Here is a 26,420-nt window from a genome sequence, read left to right as displayed (position 1 = left end):
TGAATGTGAGGTTCTCCTGTGCGTGCGACCGGAGCTTTTGCTTTACTCGATAGTCTAAAAAATCACGGCGTCAAACATATTTTTGGCTATCCTGGTGGTGCGATTTTGCCAATTTATGATGAGGTCTATAAGGCCGAACAGCGTGGCGATCTGAAGCATATTTTGGTTCGCCATGAGCAAGGGGCATCCCATGCTGCCGATGGTTATGCCAGAGCAACGGGACAGGTTGGCGTGTGTTTTGGCACCTCCGGTCCGGGGGCGACCAACTTGGTCACTGGAATTGCTACGGCCCATATGGATTCAATTCCGATGGTGGTGATTACGGGACAGGTGAATCGACCCGCGATTGGCAGTGATGCCTTTCAAGAGACCGATATCTTCGGGATTACCCTCCCCATCGTTAAGCATTCTTATGTGGTCCGGGATCCTGCTGATATGGCTCGGATTGTGGCGGAAGCCTTCCATATTGCCGGAACTGGCAGACCGGGACCCGTCTTGATTGATGTGCCCAAAGATGTGGGTCAGCAGGAATTTGACTATACCCCTGTGCAGCCCGGGACGGTTAGCTTGAAAGGCTATCGCCCTACGGTCAAAGGTAACCCTCGCCAAATTAAACAAGCCCTTGAACTGATTCGAGCAGCTAAATCACCTCTCTTATACGTGGGGGGTGGGGCTATTTCGTCAGGTGCCCATGGGGAGCTGAAAGAGCTAGCAGAGTGGTTCCAAATTCCAGTGACGACTACTTTGATGGGGAAAGGCTCCTTTGATGAGACCCACCCATTGTCTGTCGGCATGTTGGGAATGCATGGCACGGCCTATGCCAATTTTGCCGTGAGTGAATGCGACTTGCTGATTGCAGTGGGTGCCCGCTTTGATGATCGGGTGACAGGCAAACTGGATGAATTTGCCTCTAGGGCGAAGGTGGTTCATATCGATATTGACCCAGCAGAAGTGGGCAAAAATCGTCCCCCTACTGTCCCGATTGTGGGAAGTGTGAAGCCAGTCTTAATAGAAATGCTGAAGTTGGCAAAACAGGCTTCGCCTGCTGATCCAGTCCAGACTCAAGAATGGCGATCGCGAGTAGAGCGTTGGCAGCGAGATTATCCGCTCACCGTACCCAGACCGGCAGAGAAGTTATCTCCGCAAGAAGTGATTTTTGAGCTGAGGAAGCAAGCTCCCCATGCCTACTACACGACAGATGTGGGCCAACATCAAATGTGGGCGGCTCAGTTTTTGCAAAATGGTCCTCGACAGTGGGCTACTAGTGGTGGCTTAGGAACGATGGGCTATGGTTTGCCTGCGGCAATGGGGGTGCAGGTAGCCTTACCCAATGATCAAGTCATCTGTATTAGTGGCGATGCCAGTTTCCAGATGAATTTGCAGGAATTGGCTACCCTGGCCCAGTATGGCATCAAGGTGAAAACGGTCATTATCAACAATTTCTGGCAGGGAATGGTGCGCCAGTGGCAGCAAGCCTTTTTTGGCGAGCGCTATTCCAATTCCAATATGGAAGCGGGGATGCCCAATTTTGAAAAATTGGCAGAGGCGTTTGGTGTTAAAGGTGGAATCCTGAGAGAACGCGACGATTTGGAAAGTGCAATTGCTGAGATGTTGGCGTTCGATGGTCCCTACCTGTTAGATGCTCAGGTAACACGGGATGAAAACTGCTATCCGATGGTGGCTCCAGGTAAGAGCAATGCTCAAATGCTAGGATTACCGGATCAAAAGAAGTTGGAAAAGGCGGCAGAGCTAATTTATTGCAGTAGCTGTGGAGCCAAAAACACGTCATCGAATAGCTTTTGCCCTGAATGTGGGACGAAGTTATAAGCATGGATTTGCAGCCCCAGGTGCAAACACTGATTGATGAGGCTCCACAAGAGGGAGGGATGCCTGCTGCGATTCGGATTATTGCCCCGTTGCTTAAAGAGTTGGCGGAGCAGCATTTGAAGTTTGAGCAGTACTATATTCTGCAAAATTTGCAGGGGAATTGGCAGTTAACGACGTTGCAGCATCGGCAAAAGCCAGGGCTGGAGAAAACGGTGGTGTATGGGTTTGCTAATTTGCAAGATGCGACTCGGTCGAGTCGGTCAGCGGATTTGGTAGCATTGCCAGTGCCGGTGATTCCGTTGCTGTTTCAGCTGTTGGCGTTGGAGCCTGTGGATAGCATTCTCTTTTTGGAGACGGCGGGTGATTTGGATACAGGAGAAGAAATTACTCGTCAAGAATTACAACAGTTGGTTCAGAAGGCACTCAAACAACAACAGCCTTCTCCACCCATAGATATTGCTTAAACTGTGATGAATGGAGCTTGATCAGCATTCACTACAGTTACCCTATTTCACCAAAAAGCTCTTTGAGAACCGATTCTTGTGCTAAAGGCATTTGCCCATAACTAAACCCATAGGGAATTTCAGCAGAAAGCTGTGCTTGAAATTGAGTTAAGGCATAGGGACTGCCGTAAACGGCTAAGGCCTGTAACTGCCCAGATTTCAGCAAGAACTCAAACCAAGCTTCGGCCTTACGACTTAACTGGGCGCTGCCTCTAAACGGATTACCCCGGATAAACAGTTGCAAAAACGTCGGCTGAGCCTCTTTATCTAAAAGTATCTCAGGCGTATTACCATCCACAATCTGTACCTGATAGCTCAACTTACGAGGCAGATCAATTGCTGGAGCCTTACGACTCAGAAACTCACAATCCAACAAATCATCCACAATAATCAACGTGCGAGCATGAGCAGGCACCGAAGTGATCCGCCCCTGCACCACCTTTGAACCTTGCAGAATTGTGGCAGTCGCCTCTATCGCCTCAGTTGTTCCCAATCGGTCTAAGTCGATCTGCAGAGGCGTATGGGTTTCCCAAGCATGTTGATAGCTCGTATCCTCCACTTCATAGCTCGTAATTTTCTGCTTCGCCCGCCAAATCCGCTCCACTGATGCTTCAATTTGCTCTAACGGAATGCGCCCCTGCTCCACTGCTGCACACACCGCAGAAATGGCACCCGGTGGATCCGCAGGCATCATTAAAATATCGGCTCCAGCAGCCACTGCTAACACTGCTGCTTCATTGTCTCCATATTGATTGGCAATTGCTCCCATCACCAAAGCATCCGTGACAATCAGACCATCAAATCCCAGAGCTTGCCGAAGTTCCCCCGTTAGAATTTTGGGAGAAAGGGTAGCGGGATATTCCGGGTCTAAAGCGGGTATCAATAAATGAGCGCTCATTACCCCATCCACGTTCGCTGCGATCGCAGCCTGAAACGGAGGGTATTCGAGACTGCGAATCCGATTTAAATCATGGGGGATGACCGGTAAATCCAAATGAGAATCTGTAGCTGTATCGCCATGGCCAGGGAAATGCTTAGCTGTTGTCAAAACGGGATAGGGTTGAGCGCCCTGAATAAATGCTGTTGCCAATTGGCTGACCAGCTCTGGTGTTTCGCCAAAGGCTCGCACATTAATGACTGGATTTTGGGGATTGTTATTGACATCCACTACTGGCGCTAAAACCCAATTTAAGCCAATGGCTAAAGCTTCTTGTGCTGTCCATGCCCCCATGGCCTGGGCAGACTGCTGAACTTGCTCTATAGCAGTTCCAGATTGAACCATGCCTGCTAGGGCTAAAGGTGGGGGAAACCAGGCTGCTCCAGAAAATCGTTGTCCGACGCCTTCTTCAATATCGGCCGCTATAAATAGGGGAATTGCGGCCCATTCTTGCAGTTGCTGACAGCGACAGGCAATCTCTCCTGCACTGCCTCCCAGCAAAATCACCCCACCCATTCCCAGGTCCGTCAGCCAATGGCGGAGTACGTCCGCTTTGGGCTCCCAACTGGGGTATTGAATTTGATGATCGAATAGGTAGCCGGAGGCTCGGACGACCAACATTTGAGCAACCTGCTCTGGCAAAGACAGGGAATCTGGCTCTGGTAATAAATGAGTCAAAAGTTCATCCCATTAGAAATCAGCTTCGACGGATCCCACAGGGGGCTTTTCAGTTGGGTCAGCAGGTTTACTCTGGCGCTCATGATCGAGTTTATGGAGCAATGACAACACCTGATTGCCGTCTTCAAAGGAACGATCTTCGCAAAAAATGACTTCTGGCGTGCGGCGAAGGTGGATGCGATGCCCCAGTTGTTTGCGAACATAACCCGTGGCTGATTCTAAACCAGCCATCGTTTCTGCTCTGGCCTCTTCTGTGCCGTAAATACTGACAAAAATCTTGGCATGCTGAAGATCACCCGATAGATCTACCGCCGTAACGCTAATCATGCCGGACCCAACTCGATCATCCTTGATGCCATGTAACAGCATGAGGCTGACTTCGCGTTTGATCAGTTCGGCAACGCGAGAAACCCGTCGTCCTGTAGCCATCAGATTTTACTCCTCCATCTTCAATGAGATGAAACCGCTAATAGATTAATATTGTCTCCCCAACGCCTAGTTTAATGGAGTCAGCCCCATCATGGCACTGAGAGTGAAGCTGAGGAAAGCAAAGCCACCGACGATGATTCCCAGGGCAGCGATGCCAGTGACTGGATTCTTGGTAAACCCTTGCAGAGGCTTGATGAAAGTCCAAAATACCCCAACGACAATCGCCAAAAAGAGTTTGGGATACGAGGAGAGTTTCTTAAAAAAGTCACCCATAGTTATTGAGTCGATCTATATTATTGATTTCTCGGATTCATAGGACTGATCTTAACCCAAAGCTTTAACCTTCTATATTGTGAGGTTGCCTGTTCATGTCTAGCCCATTGCCGACTCAAGCGCGATCTTCCGCCCGTCCGTTTCTCAAATGGGCAGGGGGAAAAGGTCGATTAATCGCTCAGTACACTCCTCATTTCCCTCAATACTTTGGCTCTTACTATGAGCCTTTCTTGGGAGGGGGCGCCATCTTTTTCCATTTACAGCCGGAGCAGGCGGTCCTATCCGATGTGAATCCTGAATTGGTCAATGTCTATACTTGCGTTCGTGATCAGATTGATGACGTACTGAAGTCTCTAGAAACCCATGCTTGCCAGCATGGCCACGACTACTACTACCGAATTCGTGCCCTTAGTCCACCCACGCCAGCTGAGCGTGCTGCTCGATTTATTTATCTCAATCGCACCTGTTTCAATGGCCTGTATCGGGAGAATTCCAAAGGGCAATTCAATGTGCCGATGGGACGATATAAAAAACCGAAAATTTGTGACACTGTTCTGCTTAAGGCTGTTTCAGAAGTTCTCCAAGCTGTTCAGATCCGTCAACAGCCCTTTGAATCGATTTTGAAGGTTGCTCAGTCGGCCCAAGATTTTGTCTATTTTGATCCGCCTTATCACCCCATCAGTGCTACGAGCGATTTCACGGCCTATTCAAAAGGTGCGTTTACGGCGGAGGATCAAACAAAATTGGCTCAGGTATTTACTGAATTAGTGAATCGAGGGGTGCAGGTGATGCTATCTAATTCGGATTGCCCTTTTATCCGCGATCTTTACCAGGGGTTCAACATTTACTCGATTCAAGCGTCTCGGGCTATCAACTCCAATCCCCAAAAGCGCGGCAAGATTACTGAGATATTAGTGACATCCTGGTGAAGTGATTCAGGACTATGGGAGATTGAGTAGACCACTCAGATTTCTCATAAATCCCTTATCGCCTCTTCAGCAAATTACAGGAACTCACCCAGACAATCATCATTCCAGCTTCAGATACTCCCCGTACATTGAAGTCATTGAAGTTGGAGAGACAAATATGACACGCAATAATCAAGTCGCTATCTTAGCTGGTTTAACCGTCTTGGGTCTGGGCTTTATTTCCCCTGCTACTGCTGAAACGATTACTGTTACCCGTGGCCCTCATGGTGCAGCCCGCCAAGTCAAAGTAGATCGCATTCCTCAAGATGCTCAAGTTCGACCTAGCAGCTCTGCCAAAGGATTCCCAAATATTGTCACTCGTGGTTCTCATGGTGCGGCTCAGATTGCTCAACCTAGGGAAATTCGCCAAAATACTGCTCAATCTCCAAAAAATCTACAGGTGATTAAGCGGGGGCCTAATGGTGCCCCCCATATTCGCTAACTGAGATAACAAAACGCTAAACACACATACCTCACACACTTTAGAGCTGATTGTCAGGGCATCTTTTCCTGCAGTCAGCTCTTTTTTTTGTTGATCACCCGTTTCCTGCGGATCTTGATTGATTTCGAGTGTTTACTGCATACGACTAATGGATGAGTTGGAGTATTTATGCGGTAGCCCCTTTAAGACTCTCTCGAAGTGCGTTTCTAGAGACATTGTTCCGTGATTGACAACTCGAAACTCTCTACCTATGCTGAATTGGAATGAGTATCATTATCATTTTAATTTCATGGTTCATCCCAAGATCACTTCTTTCAAATGGCCTATTTACTTAGTGGTAATGGCTTTGGTGAGTAACAGTTGTGGTTCTTCTGCCCCTGACTCCAAAGACTCTTCAAATCTCCCTAAAGTTGTCGCCACTAGTTCCGTACTGTGTGATCTAACCCAACAAATTGCTGAGCAAACGATTGACCTCACCTGTCTGATCAAACCAGGAGTAGACCCCCATGCCTATGCGCTTTCATCACGCGATCGCAAAGCCATAGAACAGGCTCAACTTGTTCTCTATAACGGGTATGGTCTAGAGCCCAATCTGGAAAAAGCGATCCAAGCGACTTCAGCGGACATGATTAAAGTGGCAGTGGCTGAAGAAGCAGTTCCGCAGCCACTATTGGGTGCCAGCCATGATCATGGTGCTGAAGAAGATGACCATGCAGGAGAAGATGATCACGGGCATGCAGAGGAAGATCATGATGATGAAAAACATGAAGAAAATGCCCAAAAAGATGATCTAACGCCTGACCCTCATGTGTGGCATAGCCCTAAGCAAGGTGTTGAGATAGTGACAGTGTTGGAAGAAAGTTTAACTCAGCTTGTCCCTGATCAAGCGGATACCTATGCTCAAAACTCAAAAGCAATGGTCACTGAATTAGGGGAAATAGACACTTGGATTCAGGCACAAATTCAGACTATCCCGGAGCAGCAGCGCAAACTGTTTACCACCCATGAAGCCTTAGCTTACTTCGCCAACGCCTATGGACTCACTTTGGAAGGAGCATTACAGGGATTCAGTACAGAAGAAAAACCGGCTGCGGCCCGAGTTAAGGATGTAGTGGAAGATATCAAAACGGCCAAAGTTCCGGTCATTTTTGTAGAATCCGGTGAAACCCCCAAACTCATGCAAACGGTTGCTAAAGAAGCGGGTGTTCAAATCGCATCCGCTGAGTTATTTGCGGATTCGTTGGGAGAAGAAAACAGCCGGGGCAGCACCTATCAAACCATGTTGATCGCCAACACCGAAACCATCGTCAAAGGCTTGGGAGGACAATATACTGCCTATCGTAATTGAACGGTCCCTGTAAACAGGTGAGAAACCGAGGTCAAATCCCCTAGGACTATCTCGTTATCCCTCTCCTCTCATGGCTCTGATTAATCAGCAAGATAGGAATTATCGCCGCTGTGTAGAAACAATCTCAGATTTAGAACAGCCCTTGCTTTGTTTTACCGAAGCCATTGACTGGCTTGGAGAGTGGGCTGGCATCGTTCAGCAAGCCTTTGGATGTTCTGCCAGCGGAGAGTGCTGGTTCTATATCCCTTCAATGCTCAATAGTTGAATTAGGTTGAAGCTCTCATGACCCAATATAGAGATGTACCGATGAACTTTGGCGATGCTTCCTTAGTCGTTGCTGCTAGAAACCCTCAACATTTTCATAACTCACAATCTAACTTCTGTGAAGCGCAATTGAGCGCTGTATCACTCCCTCCTCTCACCCCATCTCTTAGGGGTATTTAAAATTCAGGAATACTGATTGGTAAAGTCCTCAACTCAAGGATGTAGAGATTCAATGCATATTCAAACCCTTGATCATTGGCAACATTCTCACGACTTCTCGGTTAATCAGAATCAAGCGGAGAAAAATACCAAGATCGTGATGCTTATAACTGCAGCCACGATGATTGCAGAGATTGTAGCGGGTACTATTTTGGGTTCTATGGCCCTGTTGGCAGATGGCTGGCATATGGCTACTCACCTAGCAGCATTCGGTATCACAGTGTTTGCGTATCGCTATGCTCGCCAACATGCAAATGATGACAGATATACCTTCGGTACCGGCAAAGTCAGTGTACTAGGTGGGTTTGCCAGTGCTGTTGCTCTGGCGGTCATTGCGTTTGTTATGGCATTTGAATCAGTCGGTCGGTTTTTTCAACCCCAAGCTATTCAGTTTAATGGAGAGTGTTTAGATTTTTGTGTAAGCCGTAACGTATTCAATAGTTGAATCGTGTTGGGAACAGAATAGCAAAATGGGACAGCGCCGCCTTCCAATTCAAAATTGGTCTGGTCCATCTCTTCGAGATATTCCTCATCGCCAGAAACATCAATTTGTAGACAGACTCTTCATTCGGGAAGACAGCTTTGGTCTTAATCACCTTTCGCAGTGAGCGATTGAGCGACTCAATGGCATTAGTGGTGTAGATAACCTTTCGGATGGCCATTGGGTACTTAAACAACGGAGCAATATTATCCCAATGCCGTATCCAGATTTGGCTGATGCCAGGATACGTCTGGTCCCATTTGTTGGCAAACGCATCCAAGGCAGCCTCAGATTCCTCCAAAGTGGCCGCTTGATAAATGGGCTTGAGGTCTGCAGCTACGGCTCGACTTTCCTTCCAAGGCACATGGCGCAAACTATTGCGAATGAGATGAACGATACAAACTTGAACTTGAGTATCGGGATAGACCGATTCAATCGCCTGGGGAAAGCCTTTGAGACCATCACAGCAAGCAATCAAGATATCCTGAGCGCCTCGGTTTTTAAGGTCTGTGAGCACTGAAAGCCAGAATTTTGCTCCCTCCCGCTCGGCAGCCCCTATCCATAATCCCAACAGCTCTTTGTTTCCCTCCACAGTTACCGCTAGCGCGACATAGACGGCTCGCTTGCTGACTTGGCCATTGACTTTGATGTTCACATACAGGGCATCGAGATAGACAATCGGATACACCTCATCCAATGGTCTTGAGCGCCAGTCTTTAACCTCCTCCATGACACTATTGGTGACGTCACTAATCAGACCCTCAGAGATATTGGCCCCATACAGCTCCACCAATTGAGCTCGAATATCACGAGTGGTCATGCCACGAGCATATAAGGCGATGATTTTCTCGTCGAGTCCCGCGATACGTCGCTGGCCTTTGGGCACGAGGACAGGCTCAAACTCACTGCAACGGTCGCGAGGAATCGATAGGTCCATCTCTCCTTGTTCAGTCTGGACGGTCTTTTTCGAGTAACCATTGCGACTGTTTCTAGGGCCATGAGAACGCTCATCGACGGAGGATTGATGCAGGTGATGAGTCAATTCACCTGCCAAGGCTCGTTCCACTAGGCGTTTGCTGAGTTGTTTGAGCAGTCCTGATTCGCCCAGAATATCCTCTGGCTGTGGATTCTCTCCAATGAGTTCATCCAATAGCTCATCAACTCGATTGGGTACTTGTTTCTTTCTAGACATGATGCGGTCTCCTGGTGTGTTTGGATTCTAGACCGCTTACACAAAACTCTGATCAGTCTCGTTTAATGAGGCCATTGGAGTGGCCATTCTTGGATTAATCGTCAATTTAGTGAGTGCTTGGTTACTCCAAGGTGAGCACGGCCACAGCCATGATCATCATCATGGGACTCATGGTCATTCTCATCATGCGGATCACAATCTGCGGGCTGCCTATGTTCACGTTTTAGCAGATGCCCTCACCTCTGTTTTGGCCATCATTGCCTTATTTGCTGGGAAGTTTCTAGGTTGGATCTGGCTAGATGCTGCAATGGGGTTAGTCGGTGCCGGAGTCATCACTAAATGGGCCTACCATTTGGTGAGTGACACAGGCTCAATCTTGCTAGATGGCGGCATTGATCAACATATCAAGCTGGATATTTTGCACATCATTGAAGACGATGCGGATAATTGTGTGGTCGATCTGCATGTCTGGCGTGTCAGCCAACAGCATCTGTCTGCAACTGTTTCCCTAGTAACCCACTATCCACAAGCACCGGAGTATTACAAGAACCTCCTCAGTCATATTCCCTCTCTCTCGCATGTACTCATTGAAGTTAATCCCTGTCATGGTGAGCCTTGTTTGGACATCGACCATAGACACAACCCAGTCTCGGTCCCACTAGGGTGATCCAGGAGAGATGAAGGGCCAGCGGGGCAACTGAACTGCACTAAGCCACGGCTTTATAGAGTTGAGGGTAAATCATCGCCCCCATAAAAATTCCTAATTGGGCCATGACAATGCTGGGTCCCGACGGTAAATTTAACGCTGCTGACAACAGCATTCCCATGACCGCACTGATCGCTCCCAAGCAGGCCGAGAGGATCGCATGATGGCTAAATTGGCGACAGAGTAATCGCGATGCACAGGCTGGAATCACGACAAAAGCGCTAATCAAGAGTACTCCGATAGCTTTAATGGAAATTCCCACGACTAGAGCCAGGAGAACAATAAAGGTTGTTCGATGGAATGAGATGGATACACCGCGTGCGATCGCAAGGGGTTCATTCAGGGTGATCAGCATCTGTGTCCGAAACGTCAACCCTATATACAGAGCACAGGCCAGCAGTAATGCCCCACAAAAAATTAAATCAGCCGTGTGCACCGCTAAAATATCACCAAACAACAGTTGATGAATCCCTCCCTTATAGGTCCCCGTTAAGCTGAGAACAATAACAGCGAGGGCCAAGGAGGACGAGTAGACAATATTTAGTAGTGCATCGGTCCATAGGTGTGTTCGTTCGAGTAGATAGGTCACGCCCAAGGCAAACAAGACCGCAAACGGGAGGACAATTGCCGTAGGGTTCCAGCCCAATAGCACTCCAAAGCTGAGACCCAACAGGGTAGAGTGCCCTAGAGCATCGCTAAAAAATGAGAGTTGTCGCAGAATCGTGAAGCTGCCAAGCATCCCGCCTGCTAGTCCAGTCAGGACGCCGCTGATGACCGCCCGCTGCATAAACGGAAACTGAAACAGGTCGATAATTCGAGTGATTTCGCTGGTCAAAGACATGGGATGGGGCCGCTAAACTTACAACGCACAGGAATGATGATAGCGGGCAAATTCGGGGCCATAGACCGTGCTTAAGCTTTCTTTGGAGAGGGCTATCTCAGGAACCCCTTCGCAGAGTAACTGGCGGTTAATACACAACACATGATCACACTGGCGCTGCACCATATTCAGATCATGGGAAACTTGTAAAATGGCCCATCCTTGCTGTTGTTTGAGCTGGTTCAGCAATTGGTAGAATTCTGCTTCTGCCCGCAGATCTAGGCCCGCAGGAGCCTCATCTAAGATCAACAGACGACGCGGCCTGACCAGACAATAGGCCAGCAGAACTCGTTTGGTTTCGCCCCCTGATAGATCGCTAATTCGTTTCCGTTTCAAATGGAGTGCTTCTACCTGGGCGAGGGCTTGACGAACCGCAAGTTGCCTCGCTCTGTGCCCGGCCCAAGGCCATTGGAGGCCGAGGGTATGCCAGCCTAAGCCCACTACTTCTTCGACGGTCATGGGAATCCGGCGATCGAAGCTAAAATTTTGCGGCAGATATGCGATCGCATCCCGAATCTTCGCAGGCAATCGTCCTTGGGGACTGAGGTGATGACCCAATACCTCCACCTGTCCCACTTGACGTGGCAGTACCCCCAAGATTGCCTGGATCAGGCTACTCTTCCCCGCGCCATTAGGACCAACGATGGCGACATTGGTCCCTGCCTGCACGACAAACGATACCTCTTCTACCGCAACATGTTTGTCGCGGACAACCGTTAGTCCTGAAACCTGCAGAATGGACTCTCGCAAGCTTAACCCTCCTAAAATTTAACCTGAACCCACTGAGGCAAGGTCGCGACGGTCCGTTGTTTGGGCTGCGCTGGCATCCATGTCTGGGGCTGACTGCCAAAGGCGGTGGTCAAACTTTTAAGATTGGCCCGCATGGCTGATAAGTAATAGTCTGCCTCTAATGCATCTGTTCCGCCAGTTTCTAAGGGATCAAATGTACCCACCTGCACCTTTAGATCTTGAGCCAGTGCTGTAAATGGGTTACTTGAAGCTTGGGGCTCTGACAATAGAGTCTTTAGATTCGAGGATTTCGCTGCATTAATGACTCGCTTTACATCTTCGGGTGATGCATTCTCGTCGGGAATGCCCACTAGATACTCCACCTTTAAGTCATAACTGCGGGCAAAGTAGTCTGCAAAATCGTGATAGGTGACGAAGGTTTTGCCCGCATAGGGTTTTAGTTGCTCCGTAAATTCCGTATCGAGTTGTTTTAGTTGATCAATATAGGCAGCGGCATTGGCTTCATAGGTAGACTTCCCGTCTGGGTCCGCTTTAATCAAACCATCGCGAATGTTTTCAACCTGCTGAATGGCTCGCTTCGGATCTAGCCAAATGTGGGGGTTATTTTCGCCATGGTCATGGCCACCTTCAGCATGGTCTTTCTTCTCGTCATGGTCCTCGTCTTCAGCATGGTCCTCGTCTCCATGGTCATCCCCCTCAGCATGCTCTTCACCTTCATGGTCTTCGTCTTCATGATCCTCGTGATCATGGTCATCCCCCTCCTTTTCGCCTTTATGTTCATCCCCATGCTCTTCTTCGTTGGGGATAACGGCAACGCCTTCGCTGGAGTCAACCATGGCTAACTCACTGTTGCCCGCATTTTTGACCATGTCCTCTAGAAAGGCTTCCATTTCTAGACCATTCATGACTAGAATGTCGGCCTTGGCCAGCTTCTGGATATCCTCGGGTTTCGCTTGGTAGTCATGGGGACCAATATTGTTGGGTAAAAGCTGCGTCACTTGGGCACGATCGCCTGCTACAGCTTTTGTAAAGTTGGTGATTGGCAAAAAGGTCGTTGTTACCTGGAGCTTCGAGTCATCTTGGGTAGAATTGGTTTCTCCTGAGGGAGACGAGGCACAGCTACCAAGAGCCAGTGCCGAAAGCAAAGCGATGGAGAGTTGGCACTGTTGTAACCGGGAGAGACGAGAAGGGTTAGGGGTCATGTCAACATTCCTATTGATTGAGAAAAAGACAAAGGCAGGGCAATTATGACTGCCAGGCCAAGGCAAGCTGCTTGGCAAAATAGGTCAAAATTAAATCGGCTCCCGCTCGTTTCATGCTGGTCAACGTTTCCAGCACCATGGATGACTCATCAATCCAACCTCGTTCTGCGGCGGCTTTAATCATGGCGTATTCACCACTGACGTTGTAGGCGACCACAGGCAGCGTGGTGGTTTGCTTAATCTGGCTAATAATATCCAGGTAGGCGAGGGCGGGTTTTACCATCACTAGATCTGCGCCTTCCCTCACGTCTAAAGCCACTTCCTTGAGAGCTTCGCGGGTATTAGCGGGGTCCATTTGATAGGTTTTCTTGTCCCCAAACTGGGGGGCGGAGTCCAGGGCATCGCGAAAGGGACCATAATAGGCCGAGGCATACTTAGCGGAATAGGCTAAAATTCCCACCTGGTCCCACCCGGCAGCATCCAAAGCTTGGCGCATCGCGCCCACTCGACCATCCATCATGTCTGAAGGGCAGACAAAATCAGCACCCGCTTCTGCCTGACAGAGGGCTTGTTGAACCAGTACGTCTACGGTTTCATCGTTGAGAATGATGCCATCTTGCACAATCCCGTCATGGCCGGCGCTGCTGTAGGGGTCAAGGGCCACGTCAGTCAAAACCAGCAGCTCAGGGAATTGGGTCTTGATCGCTTTCACGGTGCGCGGCACTAAACCATCGGGGTTATAACTTTCTGTGCCAGCATTATCTTTCTGCTCAGGAGGAATGAGGGGGAATAGGGCAATGGCTTTAATCCCTAGCTGTGACACCTCTGCCAATTCCTTGAGCAACACATCCAGGGAGTATCGATAAATCCCGGGCATGGATGGAATTTCCTCTTCAAGCTCCGTTCCCTCTCGTACAAACACCGGATAGATCAGATCGTCGAGGGTTAGCTGAGTTTCGCGCACCAATCGCCGCATGGCTTCAGTGCGCCGTAACCGCCGAGGTCGAAAGCGGATAGCAGTGGAGCTAACGGACGAATCGCCTGTAGGCTCCTGAGACTTAGGTTGAGAAAGGACCATGAGCATCCAACAGAATGATAATCATTATCATATCTCAGGAAAGTGGACAACGGAGAGACTTCAGAAAATATTTTTCTTTGGTGAGGCTATTTTGGCACTGAGAGCTGGGTCGTTCTTGGGTTCTGACGATGCTCAACTGTCTGGCCTCTTTGGCTGCAGTTGTTTTGAGCCTAAGCTCTCCTTGGGCTATAGATGTGAACGAGATCGGCTAGGACGTTAAACAGCCTCGAAGCTGGTGCTGTAGTTTTGGGGCATCTAACTCGCGACCAATCAGGACGAGCTGTGTCTTGGGTGCTGCAGGCCACTGGTCCGTGTCTAAGGTGTAGCGTTTGCCGCTGAGCTGGAAGATATAGCGTGGCGCAACTGTACCAAACCATAGGAATCCCTTTGCTCGGAAGACGTTTTCTGAAAGATCATCGGCGAGCCAATCTTGAAATTTGTCCAAATCAAACGGACGATCACTCTCAAATGCCACCGATATAAACCCATCATTGACGAGATGGTTGGAGTGATGGTGGTGATCATGCGTCGCCTTAGTCATTGTCTTGGCTTCTGCGGCATAGCGCTCTGGCTGAAAGAGATTTGTATCTAAAATCAAGGGGAGGGGGATGTTGCTGTTTTGCGATCGCAAAATCCGTGCCCCCCATTTTTGCTCTCGAACCCATGCCTCCAAGGCGTCTACCTGTTGAGGGGCGGCTAAGTCCGTTTTATTGAGCATAATGATGTCGGCATAGGACACTTGGTTGAGGGCGGCTTCACTCTCAAAATGCTGGGGAGAAAAGGCTTCTGCATCCACTAGCGTGACGATGGAATCCAGTTGGGTTAAATTCCGCAGGGGCGGCATCGCAAAGGTGAGTGCGATGGGCAATGGATCGGCCACCCCCGTTGTTTCGATCACCAAGTGATCCACCTTCTCATTCCGCTCTAAAATGCTGTAGACCGCTTCCACCAAATCGTCGTTGATCGTGCAGCAGATACAGCCATTGCTGAGCTGCACCATATCTTCTTCAACAGAAACCAAGAGCTGACTATCAATATCGATATCGCCAAACTCATTGACCAACACCGCCACTTTCAGATCCTGGCAGTCTTGGAGAATATGATTGAGCAATGTGGTCTTCCCACTACCGAGAAAGCCCGTAATGATCGTCACGGGCAACCCCCGTTTGGGGAGTTTTAGTCCGGTTTGAGGTACGGCTTGTTGAACAGGGGATTGAATCATGAGTGAACTCCGGCTGAGGTGAGTTGGCTCTGGCGTCACCGTCGACATAGGTGCATAGGGAGAGAAGGATCGTAATTAGAATGATAATCATTATCATTGGCTACATCAAGCGGTGTCATCATAACGATCTCCAGAATCAGTTATTGATGCATAAACTTAAAGCAAGACTATTAATAATGAAGAGATATGCTGCAAACACTTTGGGCTACGATTCGCGAAGGAAAAATTGAACTTCTGGAATCAACAGAGCTTCCCGAAGGAACCAAGGTGCTAGTCATGCTGCTTCCTGATGATGAAACTGGGTTTTGGCTACAAGCCAGTCAAACGTCATTAGATGCTGTGTGGGATAACACTGAGAATGATGTGTATGCCCAGCTACTCTAAGTCTGACATGGTGGAGTTATCCAGTGCTGACTTGATAATGTCCCTATCTCGGATTTATATGGTAGTTGGCTGATAATACCCTCAACGTCGGAATTATCAGCCAACTATCATATAGCTAATAGTTATGTGTCTTTCTGAGGAGATGGCTTGGCGAAAAAGAGAGCATATCACTTTGACCATGTACTCGTAATCGGTAACGGATTTGATCTCGACTTGGGACTTGCCACGGACTACGGCAGCTTTCTTGAATCGGAGAGTGTTTAGATTTTTGTGTAAGCCGTAACGTATTCAATAGTTGAATCGTGTTGGGAACAGAATAGCAAAATGGGACAGCGCCGCCTTCCAATTCAAAATCGGTCTGGTCCATCTCTTCGAGATATTCCTCATCGCCAGAAACATCAATTTGTAGACAGACTCTTCATTCGGGAAGACAGCTTTGGTCTTAATCACCTTTCGCAGTGAGCGATTGAGCGACTCAATGGCATTAGTGGTGTAGATAACCTTTCGGATGGCCATTGGGTACTTAAACAACGGAGCAATATTATCCCAATGCCGTATCCAGATTTGGCTGATGCCAGGATACGTCTGGTCCCATTTGTTGGCAAACGCATCCAAGGCAGCCTCAGATTCCTCCAAAGTGGCCGCTTGATAAATGGGCTTGAGGTCTGCAGCTACGGCTCGACTTTCCTTCCAAGGCACATGGCGCAAACTATTGCGAATGAGATGAACGATACAAACTTGAACTTGAGTATCGGGATAGACCGATTCAATCGCCTGGGGAAAGCCTTTGAGACCATCACAGCAAGCAATCAAGATATCCTGAGCGCCTCGGTTTTTAAGGTCTGTGAGCACTGAAAGCCAGAATTTTGCTCCCTCCCGCTCGGCAGCCCCTATCCATAATCCCAACAGCTCTTTGTTTCCCTCCACAGTTACCGCTAGCGCGACATAGACGGCTCGCTTGCTGACTTGGCCATTGACTTTGATGTTCACATACAGGGCATCGAGATAGACAATCGGATACACCTCATCCAATGGTCTTGAGCGCCAGTCTTTAACCTCCTCCATGACACTATTGGTGACGTCACTAATCAGACCCTCAGAGATATTGGCCCCATACAGCTCCACCAATTGAGCTCGAATATCACGAGTGGTCATGCCACGAGCATATAAGGCGATGATTTTCTCGTCGAGTCCCGCGATACGTCGCTGGCCTTTGGGCACGAGGACAGGCTCAAACTCACTGCAACGGTCGCGAGGAATCGATAGGTCCATCTCTCCTTGTTCAGTCTGGACGGTCTTTTTCGAGTAACCATTGCGACTGTTTCTAGGGCCATGAGAACGCTCATCGACGGAGGATTGATGCAGGTGATGAGTCAATTCACCTGCCAAGGCTCGTTCCACTAGGCGTTTGCTGAGTTGTTTGAGCAGTCCTGATTCGCCCAGAATATCCTCTGGCTGTGGATTCTCTCCAATGAGTTCATCCAATAGCTCATCAACTCGATTGGGTACTTGTTTCTTTCTAGACATGATGCGGTCTCCTGGTGTGTTTGGATTCTAGACCGCTTACACAAAACTCTGATCAGTCTCTGAATCGGCCTTTTTTCGTGACCTAGACGACAGCAATCAACTCGCTGCACATCTCATAACTACACAAAACAAAAACAGATGGGTTGATATAGAACAAGAAATGGCGAGTTGGTCACAAAAAGTGACTGGTAAATCAAACGAGTTTCGGGGTGAGTACTTTGCCCTTTGTAATGCGTTAACAAATTACATAAATCAACTCGACTATTCTGATTTGAGCCATTCTAGCAGAACAGCAAAACTGCTCAGACGGTTAGCAAAAACAAACAATCTCTGCGTTGTAAATTTCAACTACTCTGAAACAATCTCTCATTTGCTTGCGTCGGAAGATTACGATGTTAAACATATTCAAGTTCACGGGTCAGCAATCAGCAAAAAACGGAAATATAGTTTTCGGCGTCCAGGATAGCGCCAAAATCCGCTCTGAACATGTATTTCTCCGCAAGGCTGTGGCAAAAGGATTTTTCGTTGATTGTCTAGTTGGGACAATAATGAACAATGCAAGAAAGACTGTCACAATTTTCGGCCACTCGCTTGGGGAATCCGATCACACGCAGTTTTTACCATTTTTTGGTCCCGAAGGCGCTCAGAAGTCATCGAACATCGATATCTACTACAATTCAGAGAACGGCTACTACAATTTGTATCAACAGATTGAAACAATGACTCACCGCCGCCTCCAAGCATTTCGTACAATACATAACCTGCGAATGCTAGGACCAGATGACCCCGAGTAGCGATACATAACTCGGTTATCGCACACTTTATCTGTAAGCGTTCAAAGCAGTAAGCAATCGTACATACATTGCTTTCCCATAACGCTTTTAGGGGTGCTGCAAAGCAAAACCCTTAGCTTTGCTATATTTCACGGTTTTGAAGGTGATTTAATTGTTGGCAGGACTATAAAGGGTATAGGTCGCCTGTCCGGGCTGACGTCCAACATTGCCTACACCGATGATGCGTCGGGGCGTGTAACTTTGCGTTGGGGTCGTCTGAGTGCTATCCAGGGTCATGATCGTGGAGCGTAGATCTCCTGGCTCAACCCAACATTCAAACGCTAGTCCTGAGCGACCACAGAAGAGATGGTTGGCATCGGCTCGAATGATGCGATGCACTCAGATTCTCGGTCAATACTTCGGCGTAATCATTTTTATCTCTACTCGCGCCTGTGACTGCAACCAATTGGGCCTCCTACAAATACTGAAAATTTAATATCGCGTAGTTCAGTTATATGTCTCTTGCCGTTTAACGTGGTGCGTCATAAAATAAATGCACAGCATGGGCCTGTTAGTGGATGATCCAAACCTTTAAGGAGAAGGAAACTCAAAAAGTCTTTGAACGTAAGCGTTCTCGCAAATTACCTTCAGACATTCAGCAAGTGGCATTACGGAAACTTCGGATGCTAAATCGAGCAGAAACCCTTCAAGATCTTCGTGTCCCACCAGCTAATCGATTGGAGCGCCTCGTCGGTGATAGAAAAGGTCAGTACAGCATTCGGATTAATGATCAATGGCGAATTTGCTTTGTATGGCAAGACGGTGATGCTTTAGACGTAGAGATCGTTGATTATCATTGAGGTGGAAGTATGAATGAAGATAGGCTGATGCCAGTGCATCCTGGTGAGGTTCTTTTAGAAGAGTTTCTAAAGCCAATGAATCTCAGTCAAAATCAGATGGCTTTGGCACTTCGAGTTCCTGCACGACGGATTAACGAAATTGTTCATGGAAAGCGACGTATTACAGCGGATACAGCCCTTCGTTTAGCCCGTTATTTCAATATGTCGCCACGGTTTTGGTTGGGGTTGCAAATGGATTACGACTTGGATGTGGCTGAGGATGAAGTAGGGGAGCGACTGAATAAGGAAGTAGTTGTCCTAGTGAGTGAATGTCCACCGCAATAAGAGCACATACATCAATTGCCCATAGCGCCCCTATGGACGTTGCAAGGCAAAGCCTTTGGCCTTGCTGTATTTCACAGTTTTGAAGGTGATTTGATTGTTGGCGGGATTATAAAGGGTATAGGTCGCCTGTCCGGGCTGGCGTCCAACATTGCCCACACCGATGATGCGCCGAGGCGTGTAGCTTGGCGCTGTGGTCGTCTGAGTGTCATCCAGGGTCATGACCGTGGAGCGTAGTTCTTTTGGTTCAATCCAACATTCAAACGCGAGTCCTGAGCGACCGCAGAAGAGATGGTTGGCATCTGCTTGAATCATGCGATCGCACAGTTGTATCGCGGGCGTATCCGGTGTGAGTTCATCCGCATAGCCCACTGAACTCCCGTGGATCAGCAGGCAGTCCAATTCGTGAAACCCGAAGTGGAGGGATCGCATCCACTGCGCTGACTTCCGAGATACCGATTCCCAGAGATGCTGCACAGCATCGGCCCCTTCTTGTTCTATTAACTCTGGGGCATCAGGCAAGCCGCCCCAGCCATATAGATTAAAGCACTGCTCCTCCCACCAGCCGATACAAATTTGGGGCTCTAATTCCCCAGTACTAGGAGACTGTAGCCGCCGGATCACAGCTTCATTGTCTCCCTTGAGTCCAACAAAATCGCCTAAGACATACAGATCTGACACCGGAAAGCGCTGTCGGCGGATATCTGCCAGTACCGCTTCATAAGCACTGAGATTACCTTCTATTCCGCTTAAAATAGCCCACTGTTCCATTCTTCACCTCCTAAATCGAGGCCAGCTACCGCTGACATACATGACTGGGATCATCGGCTCGCTCTGCAAATTCCATCCCCCGGGCCAAGCGCCAGGCAAAAATGGGCGGCAAACCCTTATCAATAATGGCTGTACAAGTCTTCTCGTAGTCATAGGGCACCTCCTGGAGCGTCACCTGGGCCGTATCCGTGTCATAGAGAACGTAGGTTGCATGGGGACGTCCGTGGCGGGGTTCTCCCACGGATCCGGCATTGATAATTCGCTTCAGGGACGCCGTGAACTGGTGCTGCTGGTCGTCTTGTCCCGTTTGGTGAACGCGCACGGAGAGTTTGCCATCTTCTAACTCCCGCACATAGGGAACATGGGTATGGCCACAGAATAAAACATCTGCTCCGGTGGAGACCACTCGCTCTAGGGCGGCAAATCCATCCATGCTGGGCAGTAGATATTCATGCTGACTGTTGGGGCTACCGTGGACAAAGGCCAGATTCTCAGTCTGTAGGGTCATGGGGAGTTGGGCCAGATAGTCCCTCACCTCTGGATGGATGACTTGGTTTGTCCATTCATGGGCCTGTTTGCCCCGTTTCTCTGCTATCAGAGAAGGATAGCTACATTCACAGGCATTGAGACCTTCGACAATATCTTCATCCCAGCAGCCCTGACAGGTCGGAATATCGAGGGAACGAATCATCTCGACCACAGCATTAGGATGGGGACCGTAACCCACCAGATCACCCAAACAGTAAATCTGGTCGGCTTTATGGCGATCAATATCAGAGAGCACGGCATTCAGGGCCTCATAATTGCCATGAATACAGGAAATCACCGCAAGTTTCATACTGAACTAACCTTTTAAACGGGGCTTAAGGCTTGGTATTGCTGCTGATAATAGGCAATGACTTCATCGGCTAGGCATCCATCCAATAGGGTTTGGGAGATGATTTTGGGCTGGAGGTTGTTGCCCATCACTTCCATGCCACTCCAGCGATCGGGGCGTCCCTCTAGCCAACGGGGAATACTAAGTTCGGTATATTCAACCCCCTCCAGCCCTGCCACAAAATCAATGTAAAGGGCTTGGCCATCGGGCATCTCAAAGATGCCCTTTACTCGATGGATATCACCATAGGCGCCTTCCATCAGTTCCGTCAGCACCACTTCTAAGCTGGCAGGATCAAAGACTTGACCTTGCAAAGGGGCGTGCCATCGCTCAGGTGGCTTGGCCGCATCTGGAATGGCAATATCGTTCCCCGGAATAATCTGATCTGCCCATTGATGCCAGGCAGAATCTTGCAGATGAGGCGGAATTACAGCCACTTGATGACAGAAACGCACCTTCGGTAGAAGAGGTTTGAAGAGTTCAGGAAAGTCTAGCTCCACATAGATAATTGCTCCATCTGGTAGAGAGGAGAACACCTGGGGAGCCGGGAGATCAGACATGACCTGTACCGAGGGGAAACAATAACCAATCCGCATTAGGTCAACGGGGTTCCTGCCTAGTCCCGAATAGAAATACGAGAGTGGAGCCGTTGCATCTTTTAAAGACTGGTTGATCCAGGTGGTTTTACCACTGCCACAGGGGCCAGCGACGGCAATAACAGCAGGACTACTCATGGGGCAAGACACTGATGGAGCTGATGTTGTAATTGTTCTGAATCTAAGTTGCGGCCAATGCACACCAGTTGGTTCTTAGGGGAGTCCAACCACGACTCATCCTGCAGTTGGCTCCGTTTACCACTCAGTTGAAACAGATGCCTGCGGGGACTTTCGTCAAACCAGAGAACCCCTTTGGCCCGAAAGACTTCTGAGGGCAGATGATAGTCCAGAAATTGCTGGAATTTTCTCAGATTAAAGGGGCGATCACTTTCAAAGGGTACCGCTACAAACCCATCATCCTTGAGATGCTGGGTTTCTGAGGGTAGGCCGGTTGCCATTTCCTCGGCATAGAGATCCACATCTAAAACGCTGGATAGAGGAACTTGGCCATAGGTCATCGGTAGGATCTTGGCCTGGGGCTTGAGGCGCTGAATCTCAGTCTCAACGGACTTGAGCTGTTCTTGATTGATTAGATCGGTTTTATTCAGCAGGATAATGTCGCCATGTTGAATTTGGGCAAGGGCGGTCTGACTTTGGAAATGTTCAGCGGTAAAGGTCTCAGCATCCACAACGGTCAGGATTGCATCCAAACGGGTCAGGCTCCAGAGTTCGGTGGCTCTAAAGGTGAGCATTAGAGGATAGGGATCGGCTACTCCGGATGTTTCCAAGAAAATGGCATCTAGCCCCCGTTTCCCGGCGGACGTTTGCATTTGGTTATAGGCCAAGACCCGTCGGAAGGCCATGAGAAAATCATCCCTGATTTGGCAACAGATACAGCCGTTAGACAAAGCCACTAGATCTTCATCCACGGTCACTAGAATTTGGCTATCAATGTCAATCGCTCCAAATTCATTGACAAAAACGGCCGCTCGTCGATCCCCCAGATTGCGCATGAGATGGTTCAGCAGAGTGGTTTTACCACTTCCCAAAAAGCCCGTAATCAGAGTAACAGGCAAGCGATATTCAAATAGTCCAGGGACAGGGAGCATAGTGCAAATCGACCTCAACCGTAACTATCCTTCTTAAGCCTCCGGTTTTACCGGAGGTGTTTGTCTAGCGCATTGCTGGTGAATGGGCGATCAGGTTAAAAAATTCTTGGCGGGTGCGAGCATCACTGGAAAATACGCCTCGCATGGCGCTGGTTGAGGTCCAGGATCCAGGTTTTTGTACCCCACGCATCACCATGCACATATGGCTTGCCTCTACCACCACAGCCACGCCTTGAGGCTTAAGGAGGCCCTGCAATGCATCAGCAATTTGAGCTGTTAACCGTTCTTGTACCTGGAGTCGGCGAGCATACATATTGCAGATGCGGGCAATTTTCGATAGGCCAATCACTTTGCCGTTGGGAACATAGGCCACATGGGCTTTGCCAATGATGGGGAGGATGTGATGTTCGCAGGAACTAAAGAGGTCAATATCGCGCACCAAGACCATTTCATCCAGGTCTTCAGAAAAGATGGCCCCATTTAGCAATTCATCGAGGGACTGTTGATAACCCGAGGACAGAAATTTCAAGGATTTCACCACTCGCTTAGGGGTATCTCGGAGTCCTTCTCGATCGGGATCTTCACCCATACCCAGCAACAACGTACGGACGGCAGCCTGCATTTCGGCCTCCGAGACAATGGGCTGAGATTCGGTGACGATCTCTTCAGGATTGAAGGTCGTTATGGAAGGCAAGGTCATAGAAACTCCTAACGCGGAAAGGGATAAGGGTCACTTCGAGATCCAGTCGGCTTCAATCCAAAAGCAAACTAGGTCTTAACAAATATAATGATAATCATTATCATATGGTTAAGCAACCCTTCGCCCTTCTCTGCAAGCCTCTATGTCTACTGCTTCTTCTACGCTATCAGCGCCCAATTCCGCCGAACAATTGCAGCGACTCCGCCACACCTGTGCCCATGTGATGGCCATGGCGGTGCAGCATCTGTTTCCTGAAACAAAGGTGACGATTGGTCCCACGACTGAGACAGGTTTCTACTATGACTTTGACCGTGCCCAGGCATTTACACCAGACGATTTAGATGCCATATCCACTCAGATGCGGCGGATTATCAAAGCCAAGTTGCCCATCATCTGCGAACAAGTGGATCGCGATCAGATGCAGGCCGAACTGGAGCAGTTGCAAGAACCCTACAAATTAGAAATATTGGCCCAGATCCCTATGGGGGAAACCATTACCCGTTATTTTATTGGCAGTCCTGACACGGGGCGCACTCAACATCCCGAAGCGGAAGCCTCACTGATTGAGCCCTTGCCAGTGGCCCCCAATGAATTTTGGTGGGATCTGTGCTCGGGTCCCCATCTCAACAGTACGGGTGAGCTAAACCCCAAAGCCTTTAGGCTCGAAAGCGTCGCTGGAGCCTACTGGCGCGGCGATGAAACCCAAGCGCAACTGCAGCGGATCTATGGAACCGCCTGGGAAACACCGAAGCAGTTAAAAGTGTACCTGCACCAAAAAGAAGAAGCCCAACGTCGAGACCACCGCCTGTTGGGAAAAAAACTAAAGCTTTTTAGCATTGAAGACAATGCGGGGGGAGGACTGGTCTTTTGGCATCCACGGGGGGCTCGAATTCGCCAGGTCATTGAAGCGTACTGGCGACAAGCGCACATACAGGGGGGATATGAGTTACTCTACACCCCCCATATGGCCAATCTGGAGCTGTGGAAAACCTCGGGTCATTTCGAATTTTATCGGGACAGCATGTTTGATCAAATGGAGGTGGAGACCCAGGCCTATCAGATCAAACCCATGAACTGTCCCTTTCATGTGCTCACCTATCAGCACGATCTTCATTCCTATCGAGAGTTTCCTCTGCGGTGGGCTGAGCTGGGGACAGTCTATCGGTACGAACGCTCTGGGACCCTGCATGGACTGATGCGGGTTCGGGGCTTTACCCAAGACGATGCCCATATTTTCTGTCTACCGGATCAGGTGGCCGACGAGATTTTGGCGGTTCTGGATTTGACCGAGACGATTTTGTCAGACTTTGGCTTTCGAGAGTATGAAGTGAATCTCTCAACCCGGCCTGGTAAATCAGTGGGCAGCGATGATATTTGGGATTTGGCTACCCAGGCCTTGCGCACAGCCCTAGAACGTAAAGGTTGGGATTACCTCACGGATGAAGGTGGTGGTGCCTTTTATGGACCCAAGATCGATCTGAAGATACGGGATGCCATTGGACGGCTGTGGCAATGCTCCACGATTCAGGTGGACTTTAATTTGCCTGAGCGCTTCAAGATGGAATATGTCGCCGCAGATGGATCGCGGCAGCGCCCGATTATGATTCATCGGGCCATTTTCGGGTCTTTGGAGCGATTCTTCGGCATTTTGATCGAGAATTATGCGGGGGATTTCCCCCTGTGGCTAGCCCCTGTACAGATGCGGCTACTCGTCGTCAGTGATGCCCAACGACCCTATGCTCTTGAAGTCTTAGAGCAGCTTCAGCAGAGAGGTTTTCGGGCTGAAGTCGATCAGACGGGAGAGCGTTTAGGAAAACAAATTCGTCAGTCCGCCCTGGACAAAATTCCGGTGGTTGCTGTGGTGGGAAAAAAAGAAGTTGAAACCCAGACCCTCACTATTCGCACTCGGCATTCAGAAGAGCAGGAGCTATTGAAGCTCCCCGAACTGTGCGACAAAATGCAGACCGCCATTGATGCCAAACAACAAATTTAGATTAGGAAAAATGATGAACGCTGCCTATCAACCCGCTCAGCCCTGCAGCTCAGATCAGCCTCAGCAGAGAACGTTTCTCAGAATCAAGAATGCGATGGGAATGCTTTTGGGCTGCTGCTTACTATTGAGTCTTGTTTGTACACCCGTTCTCGCTGAAACTCGCTGCCCAACCGTGGCCCCCGCAGAGATTGCCGATTTGTTTGAGCAATGGGATCAATCCCTGCAAACGGGTCAACCCAGTGAAGTCGTCAAAACCTATGCCCCTGATGCCATTCTGGTGCCCACGGTTTCCAACCGAGTTCGACATACCCCTGCTGAAATTGAAGATTACTTCCAAGGCTTCCTGGCCTTGAAGCCGGATGGTCGTATCGTCGAGCAAAATATCCAGGTTTTTTGTGATCTGGCTGTTAATTCTGGCCTCTATGCCTTTGCAGTGGTCAAAGAGGGGCGACCTTCAGAGCTGATGGCGAGATTTACCTTTGTCTATCGCAAAATTGGCGATCGCTGGCTGATTGTCGATCACCACTCTTCGGGTATGCCCGAACAAAACATCTAGGAATAGCTATTAGCTGTTTTACCCATCGTTGTCTCTGAGGTTTACCATGACCCTCTCATTCGCTCAGCGTACCTCTGTCGAAGCAGTCGAAGAAGGATCGTTGCTTTCCCCCAAGTTTGATCAAGACGGTTTAATGCCTGTGGTAACCACTGATGCCCAGACAGGCGAACTGCTTATGCATGCCTATATGAATCAGACAGCTTTGATGAAAACAATTGAAACTGGAGAGGCCCATTATTACAGTCGTAGCCGTCAGACCCTCTGGCACAAAGGTGCAACCAGTGGCTTGATCCAATATGTCCAACAATTACTGATTGATGATGATCAAGACTGCCTGTGGATGCGGGTGACCGTTGCGGGGTCTGGAGCCAGTTGCCATGTGGGCTATCGTTCATGTTTTTATCGTCAAATTCCCTTGGGGACGGAAGCAGTGGACGGCCCCTCTCCCATTGCCTTGACTTTCACCGAAGCGGCCAAAACCTTTGACCCTCAACGGGTCTATGGGGATTACCCCAATCCGACGCAGCTTTGATGGGCTCAGTCGACTTTAAACC

General features: G+C 49.1%; 28 protein-coding genes and 2 pseudogenes. 14 read left to right on the top strand and 16 right to left on the bottom strand.

Annotated features, from left to right (window positions below):
- The first annotated feature begins 18 nt into the window (after positions 1–18).
- Together ilvB and HRE53_RS12700 are read left to right on the top strand one after the other, a co-directional pair.
- On the top strand, positions 19–1,827 hold the full coding sequence (gene ilvB / locus HRE53_RS12705; RefSeq protein ID WP_235110856.1) for a biosynthetic-type acetolactate synthase large subunit: 1,809 nt from the start codon (positions 19–21) through the stop codon (positions 1,825–1,827).
- A 2-nt stretch (positions 1,828–1,829) separates the two neighbouring features.
- Positions 1,830–2,291 carry a hypothetical protein gene (locus HRE53_RS12700; RefSeq protein ID WP_212663757.1) on the top strand — a complete coding sequence of 154 codons (462 nt, stop codon included), beginning with the start codon at positions 1,830–1,832 and terminating at the stop codon, positions 2,289–2,291.
- 37 nt (positions 2,292–2,328) lie between these two features.
- On the opposite strand, the gene HRE53_RS12695 is transcribed toward HRE53_RS12700, so the two are convergent.
- From HRE53_RS12695 to HRE53_RS12685, 3 genes are all read right to left on the bottom strand, one after another.
- Positions 2,329–3,945, bottom strand: a complete 1,617-nt coding sequence (locus HRE53_RS12695; protein ID WP_235110854.1) for a glycoside hydrolase family 3 N-terminal domain-containing protein — start codon at positions 3,943–3,945, stop codon at positions 2,329–2,331.
- 12 nt (positions 3,946–3,957) lie between these two features.
- A complete protein-coding gene (rbfA, locus tag HRE53_RS12690; protein WP_235110852.1) occupies positions 3,958–4,374 on the bottom strand; it encodes a 30S ribosome-binding factor RbfA in 417 nt (138 codons plus the stop codon).
- Between the two features lie 66 nt (positions 4,375–4,440).
- The gene (locus HRE53_RS12685) at positions 4,441–4,647 is read right to left on the bottom strand and encodes a DUF751 family protein (RefSeq protein WP_212663754.1); all 207 of its coding nucleotides are present in this window, start codon (positions 4,645–4,647) and stop codon (positions 4,441–4,443) included.
- A 95-nt stretch (positions 4,648–4,742) separates the two neighbouring features.
- Between HRE53_RS12685 and HRE53_RS12680 the strand changes: the two genes are divergently transcribed.
- From HRE53_RS12680 to HRE53_RS12660, 5 genes and pseudogenes are all read left to right on the top strand, one after another.
- Complete coding sequence (locus tag HRE53_RS12680) at positions 4,743–5,576, top strand: DNA adenine methylase (protein ID WP_235110851.1); 834 nt, start codon at positions 4,743–4,745, stop codon at positions 5,574–5,576.
- A gap of 157 nt (positions 5,577–5,733) precedes the next feature.
- Positions 5,734–6,057: a hypothetical protein gene (locus HRE53_RS12675; protein ID WP_235110849.1), complete on the top strand. Its 324-nt coding sequence runs from the start codon at positions 5,734–5,736 to the stop codon at positions 6,055–6,057.
- A gap of 289 nt (positions 6,058–6,346) precedes the next feature.
- Complete coding sequence (locus HRE53_RS12670) at positions 6,347–7,405, top strand: metal ABC transporter solute-binding protein, Zn/Mn family (protein ID WP_235110847.1); 1,059 nt, start codon at positions 6,347–6,349, stop codon at positions 7,403–7,405.
- Between the two features lie 70 nt (positions 7,406–7,475).
- Positions 7,476–7,670, top strand: coding sequence for a hypothetical protein (locus tag HRE53_RS12665; RefSeq protein ID WP_235110845.1), 195 nt, complete (start codon positions 7,476–7,478; stop codon positions 7,668–7,670).
- A 231-nt stretch (positions 7,671–7,901) separates the two neighbouring features.
- Positions 7,902–8,285, top strand: a pseudogene (locus HRE53_RS12660) (cation diffusion facilitator family transporter); the annotation flags it as partial.
- Between the two features lie 37 nt (positions 8,286–8,322).
- On the opposite strand, the gene HRE53_RS12655 reads toward HRE53_RS12660, so the two are convergent.
- The gene (locus HRE53_RS12655; protein ID WP_235106803.1) at positions 8,323–9,561 is read right to left on the bottom strand and encodes an IS256 family transposase; all 1,239 of its coding nucleotides are present in this window, start codon (positions 9,559–9,561) and stop codon (positions 8,323–8,325) included.
- A 52-nt stretch (positions 9,562–9,613) separates the two neighbouring features.
- Between HRE53_RS12655 and HRE53_RS12650 the strand changes: the two are divergent.
- Positions 9,614–10,228 (top strand): annotated as a pseudogene (locus tag HRE53_RS12650) (cation diffusion facilitator family transporter); the annotation flags it as partial.
- 40 nt (positions 10,229–10,268) lie between these two features.
- Here the strand turns inward: HRE53_RS12650 and HRE53_RS12645 are convergent.
- From HRE53_RS12645 to HRE53_RS12625, 5 genes are all read right to left on the bottom strand, one after another.
- Positions 10,269–11,108, bottom strand: a complete 840-nt coding sequence (locus tag HRE53_RS12645) for a metal ABC transporter permease (protein ID WP_212663749.1) — start codon at positions 11,106–11,108, stop codon at positions 10,269–10,271.
- 18 nt (positions 11,109–11,126) lie between these two features.
- Positions 11,127–11,897 carry a metal ABC transporter ATP-binding protein gene (locus tag HRE53_RS12640; RefSeq protein WP_235110839.1) on the bottom strand — a complete coding sequence of 257 codons (771 nt, stop codon included), beginning with the start codon at positions 11,895–11,897 and terminating at the stop codon, positions 11,127–11,129.
- A gap of 11 nt (positions 11,898–11,908) precedes the next feature.
- Entirely contained in the window at positions 11,909–13,099 is a 1,191-nt protein-coding gene (locus HRE53_RS12635) for a metal ABC transporter solute-binding protein, Zn/Mn family (protein WP_235110837.1), read from the bottom strand.
- Between the two features lie 43 nt (positions 13,100–13,142).
- On the bottom strand, positions 13,143–14,177 hold the full coding sequence (hemB, locus tag HRE53_RS12630; protein ID WP_235110836.1) for a porphobilinogen synthase: 1,035 nt from the start codon (positions 14,175–14,177) through the stop codon (positions 13,143–13,145).
- Positions 14,178–14,385: 208 nt separating this feature from the next.
- Entirely contained in the window at positions 14,386–15,399 is a 1,014-nt protein-coding gene (locus HRE53_RS12625; protein ID WP_235111101.1) for a GTP-binding protein, read from the bottom strand.
- 186 nt (positions 15,400–15,585) lie between these two features.
- Between HRE53_RS12625 and HRE53_RS12620 the strand changes: the two genes are divergently transcribed.
- Positions 15,586–15,783, top strand: a complete 198-nt coding sequence (locus HRE53_RS12620; RefSeq protein WP_235110835.1) for a hypothetical protein — start codon at positions 15,586–15,588, stop codon at positions 15,781–15,783.
- Between the two features lie 288 nt (positions 15,784–16,071).
- Here the strand turns inward: HRE53_RS12620 and HRE53_RS12615 are convergent, their stop codons facing one another.
- Complete coding sequence (locus HRE53_RS12615) at positions 16,072–17,310, bottom strand: IS256 family transposase (protein ID WP_235106803.1); 1,239 nt, start codon at positions 17,308–17,310, stop codon at positions 16,072–16,074.
- 941 nt (positions 17,311–18,251) lie between these two features.
- A complete protein-coding gene (locus HRE53_RS12610; RefSeq protein WP_235110834.1) occupies positions 18,252–18,482 on the bottom strand; it encodes a hypothetical protein in 231 nt (76 codons plus the stop codon).
- Positions 18,483–18,661: 179 nt separating this feature from the next.
- Here HRE53_RS12610 and HRE53_RS12605 point away from each other — a divergent pair, with 179 nt between their 5' ends.
- Positions 18,662–18,943: a type II toxin-antitoxin system RelE/ParE family toxin gene (locus tag HRE53_RS12605; RefSeq protein ID WP_235110833.1), complete on the top strand. Its 282-nt coding sequence runs from the start codon at positions 18,662–18,664 to the stop codon at positions 18,941–18,943.
- A 9-nt stretch (positions 18,944–18,952) separates the two neighbouring features.
- Positions 18,953–19,267: a HigA family addiction module antitoxin gene (locus HRE53_RS12600; protein WP_235110832.1), complete on the top strand. Its 315-nt coding sequence runs from the start codon at positions 18,953–18,955 to the stop codon at positions 19,265–19,267.
- 30 nt (positions 19,268–19,297) lie between these two features.
- Here HRE53_RS12600 and HRE53_RS12595 read toward each other — a convergent pair whose 3' ends face one another.
- The 5 genes from HRE53_RS12595 to folE form a co-directional block, all read right to left on the bottom strand.
- Positions 19,298–20,035: a metallophosphoesterase gene (locus HRE53_RS12595; protein WP_235110831.1), complete on the bottom strand. Its 738-nt coding sequence runs from the start codon at positions 20,033–20,035 to the stop codon at positions 19,298–19,300.
- A 25-nt stretch (positions 20,036–20,060) separates the two neighbouring features.
- Positions 20,061–20,873 carry a metallophosphoesterase gene (locus HRE53_RS12590; protein ID WP_235110830.1) on the bottom strand — a complete coding sequence of 271 codons (813 nt, stop codon included), beginning with the start codon at positions 20,871–20,873 and terminating at the stop codon, positions 20,061–20,063.
- A 14-nt stretch (positions 20,874–20,887) separates the two neighbouring features.
- Positions 20,888–21,646 carry a GTP-binding protein gene (locus HRE53_RS12585; protein WP_235110829.1) on the bottom strand — a complete coding sequence of 253 codons (759 nt, stop codon included), beginning with the start codon at positions 21,644–21,646 and terminating at the stop codon, positions 20,888–20,890.
- The gene (locus HRE53_RS12580; RefSeq protein ID WP_235110827.1) at positions 21,643–22,617 is read right to left on the bottom strand and encodes a GTP-binding protein; all 975 of its coding nucleotides are present in this window, start codon (positions 22,615–22,617) and stop codon (positions 21,643–21,645) included. Before HRE53_RS12580 ends, HRE53_RS12585 begins: the two co-directional genes overlap by 4 nt.
- A 64-nt stretch (positions 22,618–22,681) precedes the next feature.
- Positions 22,682–23,317: a GTP cyclohydrolase I FolE gene (folE, locus tag HRE53_RS12575; protein ID WP_235110825.1), complete on the bottom strand. Its 636-nt coding sequence runs from the start codon at positions 23,315–23,317 to the stop codon at positions 22,682–22,684.
- A gap of 142 nt (positions 23,318–23,459) precedes the next feature.
- Here folE and thrS point away from each other — a divergent pair, with 142 nt between their 5' ends.
- The 3 genes from thrS to hisI are packed head-to-tail and all read left to right on the top strand — an operon-like array spanning position 23,460 to position 26,398.
- Positions 23,460–25,310, top strand: coding sequence for a threonine--tRNA ligase (gene thrS / locus HRE53_RS12570; protein WP_235110823.1), 1,851 nt, complete (start codon positions 23,460–23,462; stop codon positions 25,308–25,310).
- A gap of 10 nt (positions 25,311–25,320) precedes the next feature.
- The gene (locus HRE53_RS12565; RefSeq protein WP_235110821.1) at positions 25,321–25,866 is read left to right on the top strand and encodes an SgcJ/EcaC family oxidoreductase; all 546 of its coding nucleotides are present in this window, start codon (positions 25,321–25,323) and stop codon (positions 25,864–25,866) included.
- A 46-nt stretch (positions 25,867–25,912) separates the two neighbouring features.
- Positions 25,913–26,398 (top strand): phosphoribosyl-AMP cyclohydrolase, encoded by a 486-nt coding sequence (hisI, locus tag HRE53_RS12560; RefSeq protein ID WP_235110818.1) that lies wholly within the window; start codon positions 25,913–25,915, stop codon positions 26,396–26,398.
- The last annotated feature ends 22 nt before the right edge of the window (positions 26,399–26,420 follow it).

Source organism: Acaryochloris sp. 'Moss Beach' (assembly GCF_021497025.1).
In the GTDB taxonomy this organism is placed as follows: domain Bacteria; phylum Cyanobacteriota; class Cyanobacteriia; order Thermosynechococcales; family Thermosynechococcaceae; genus Acaryochloris; species Acaryochloris marina_A.
The sequence above is the reverse complement of the archived record's forward strand: the minus strand, read 5'-3'. Positions and strand labels throughout refer to the sequence as shown.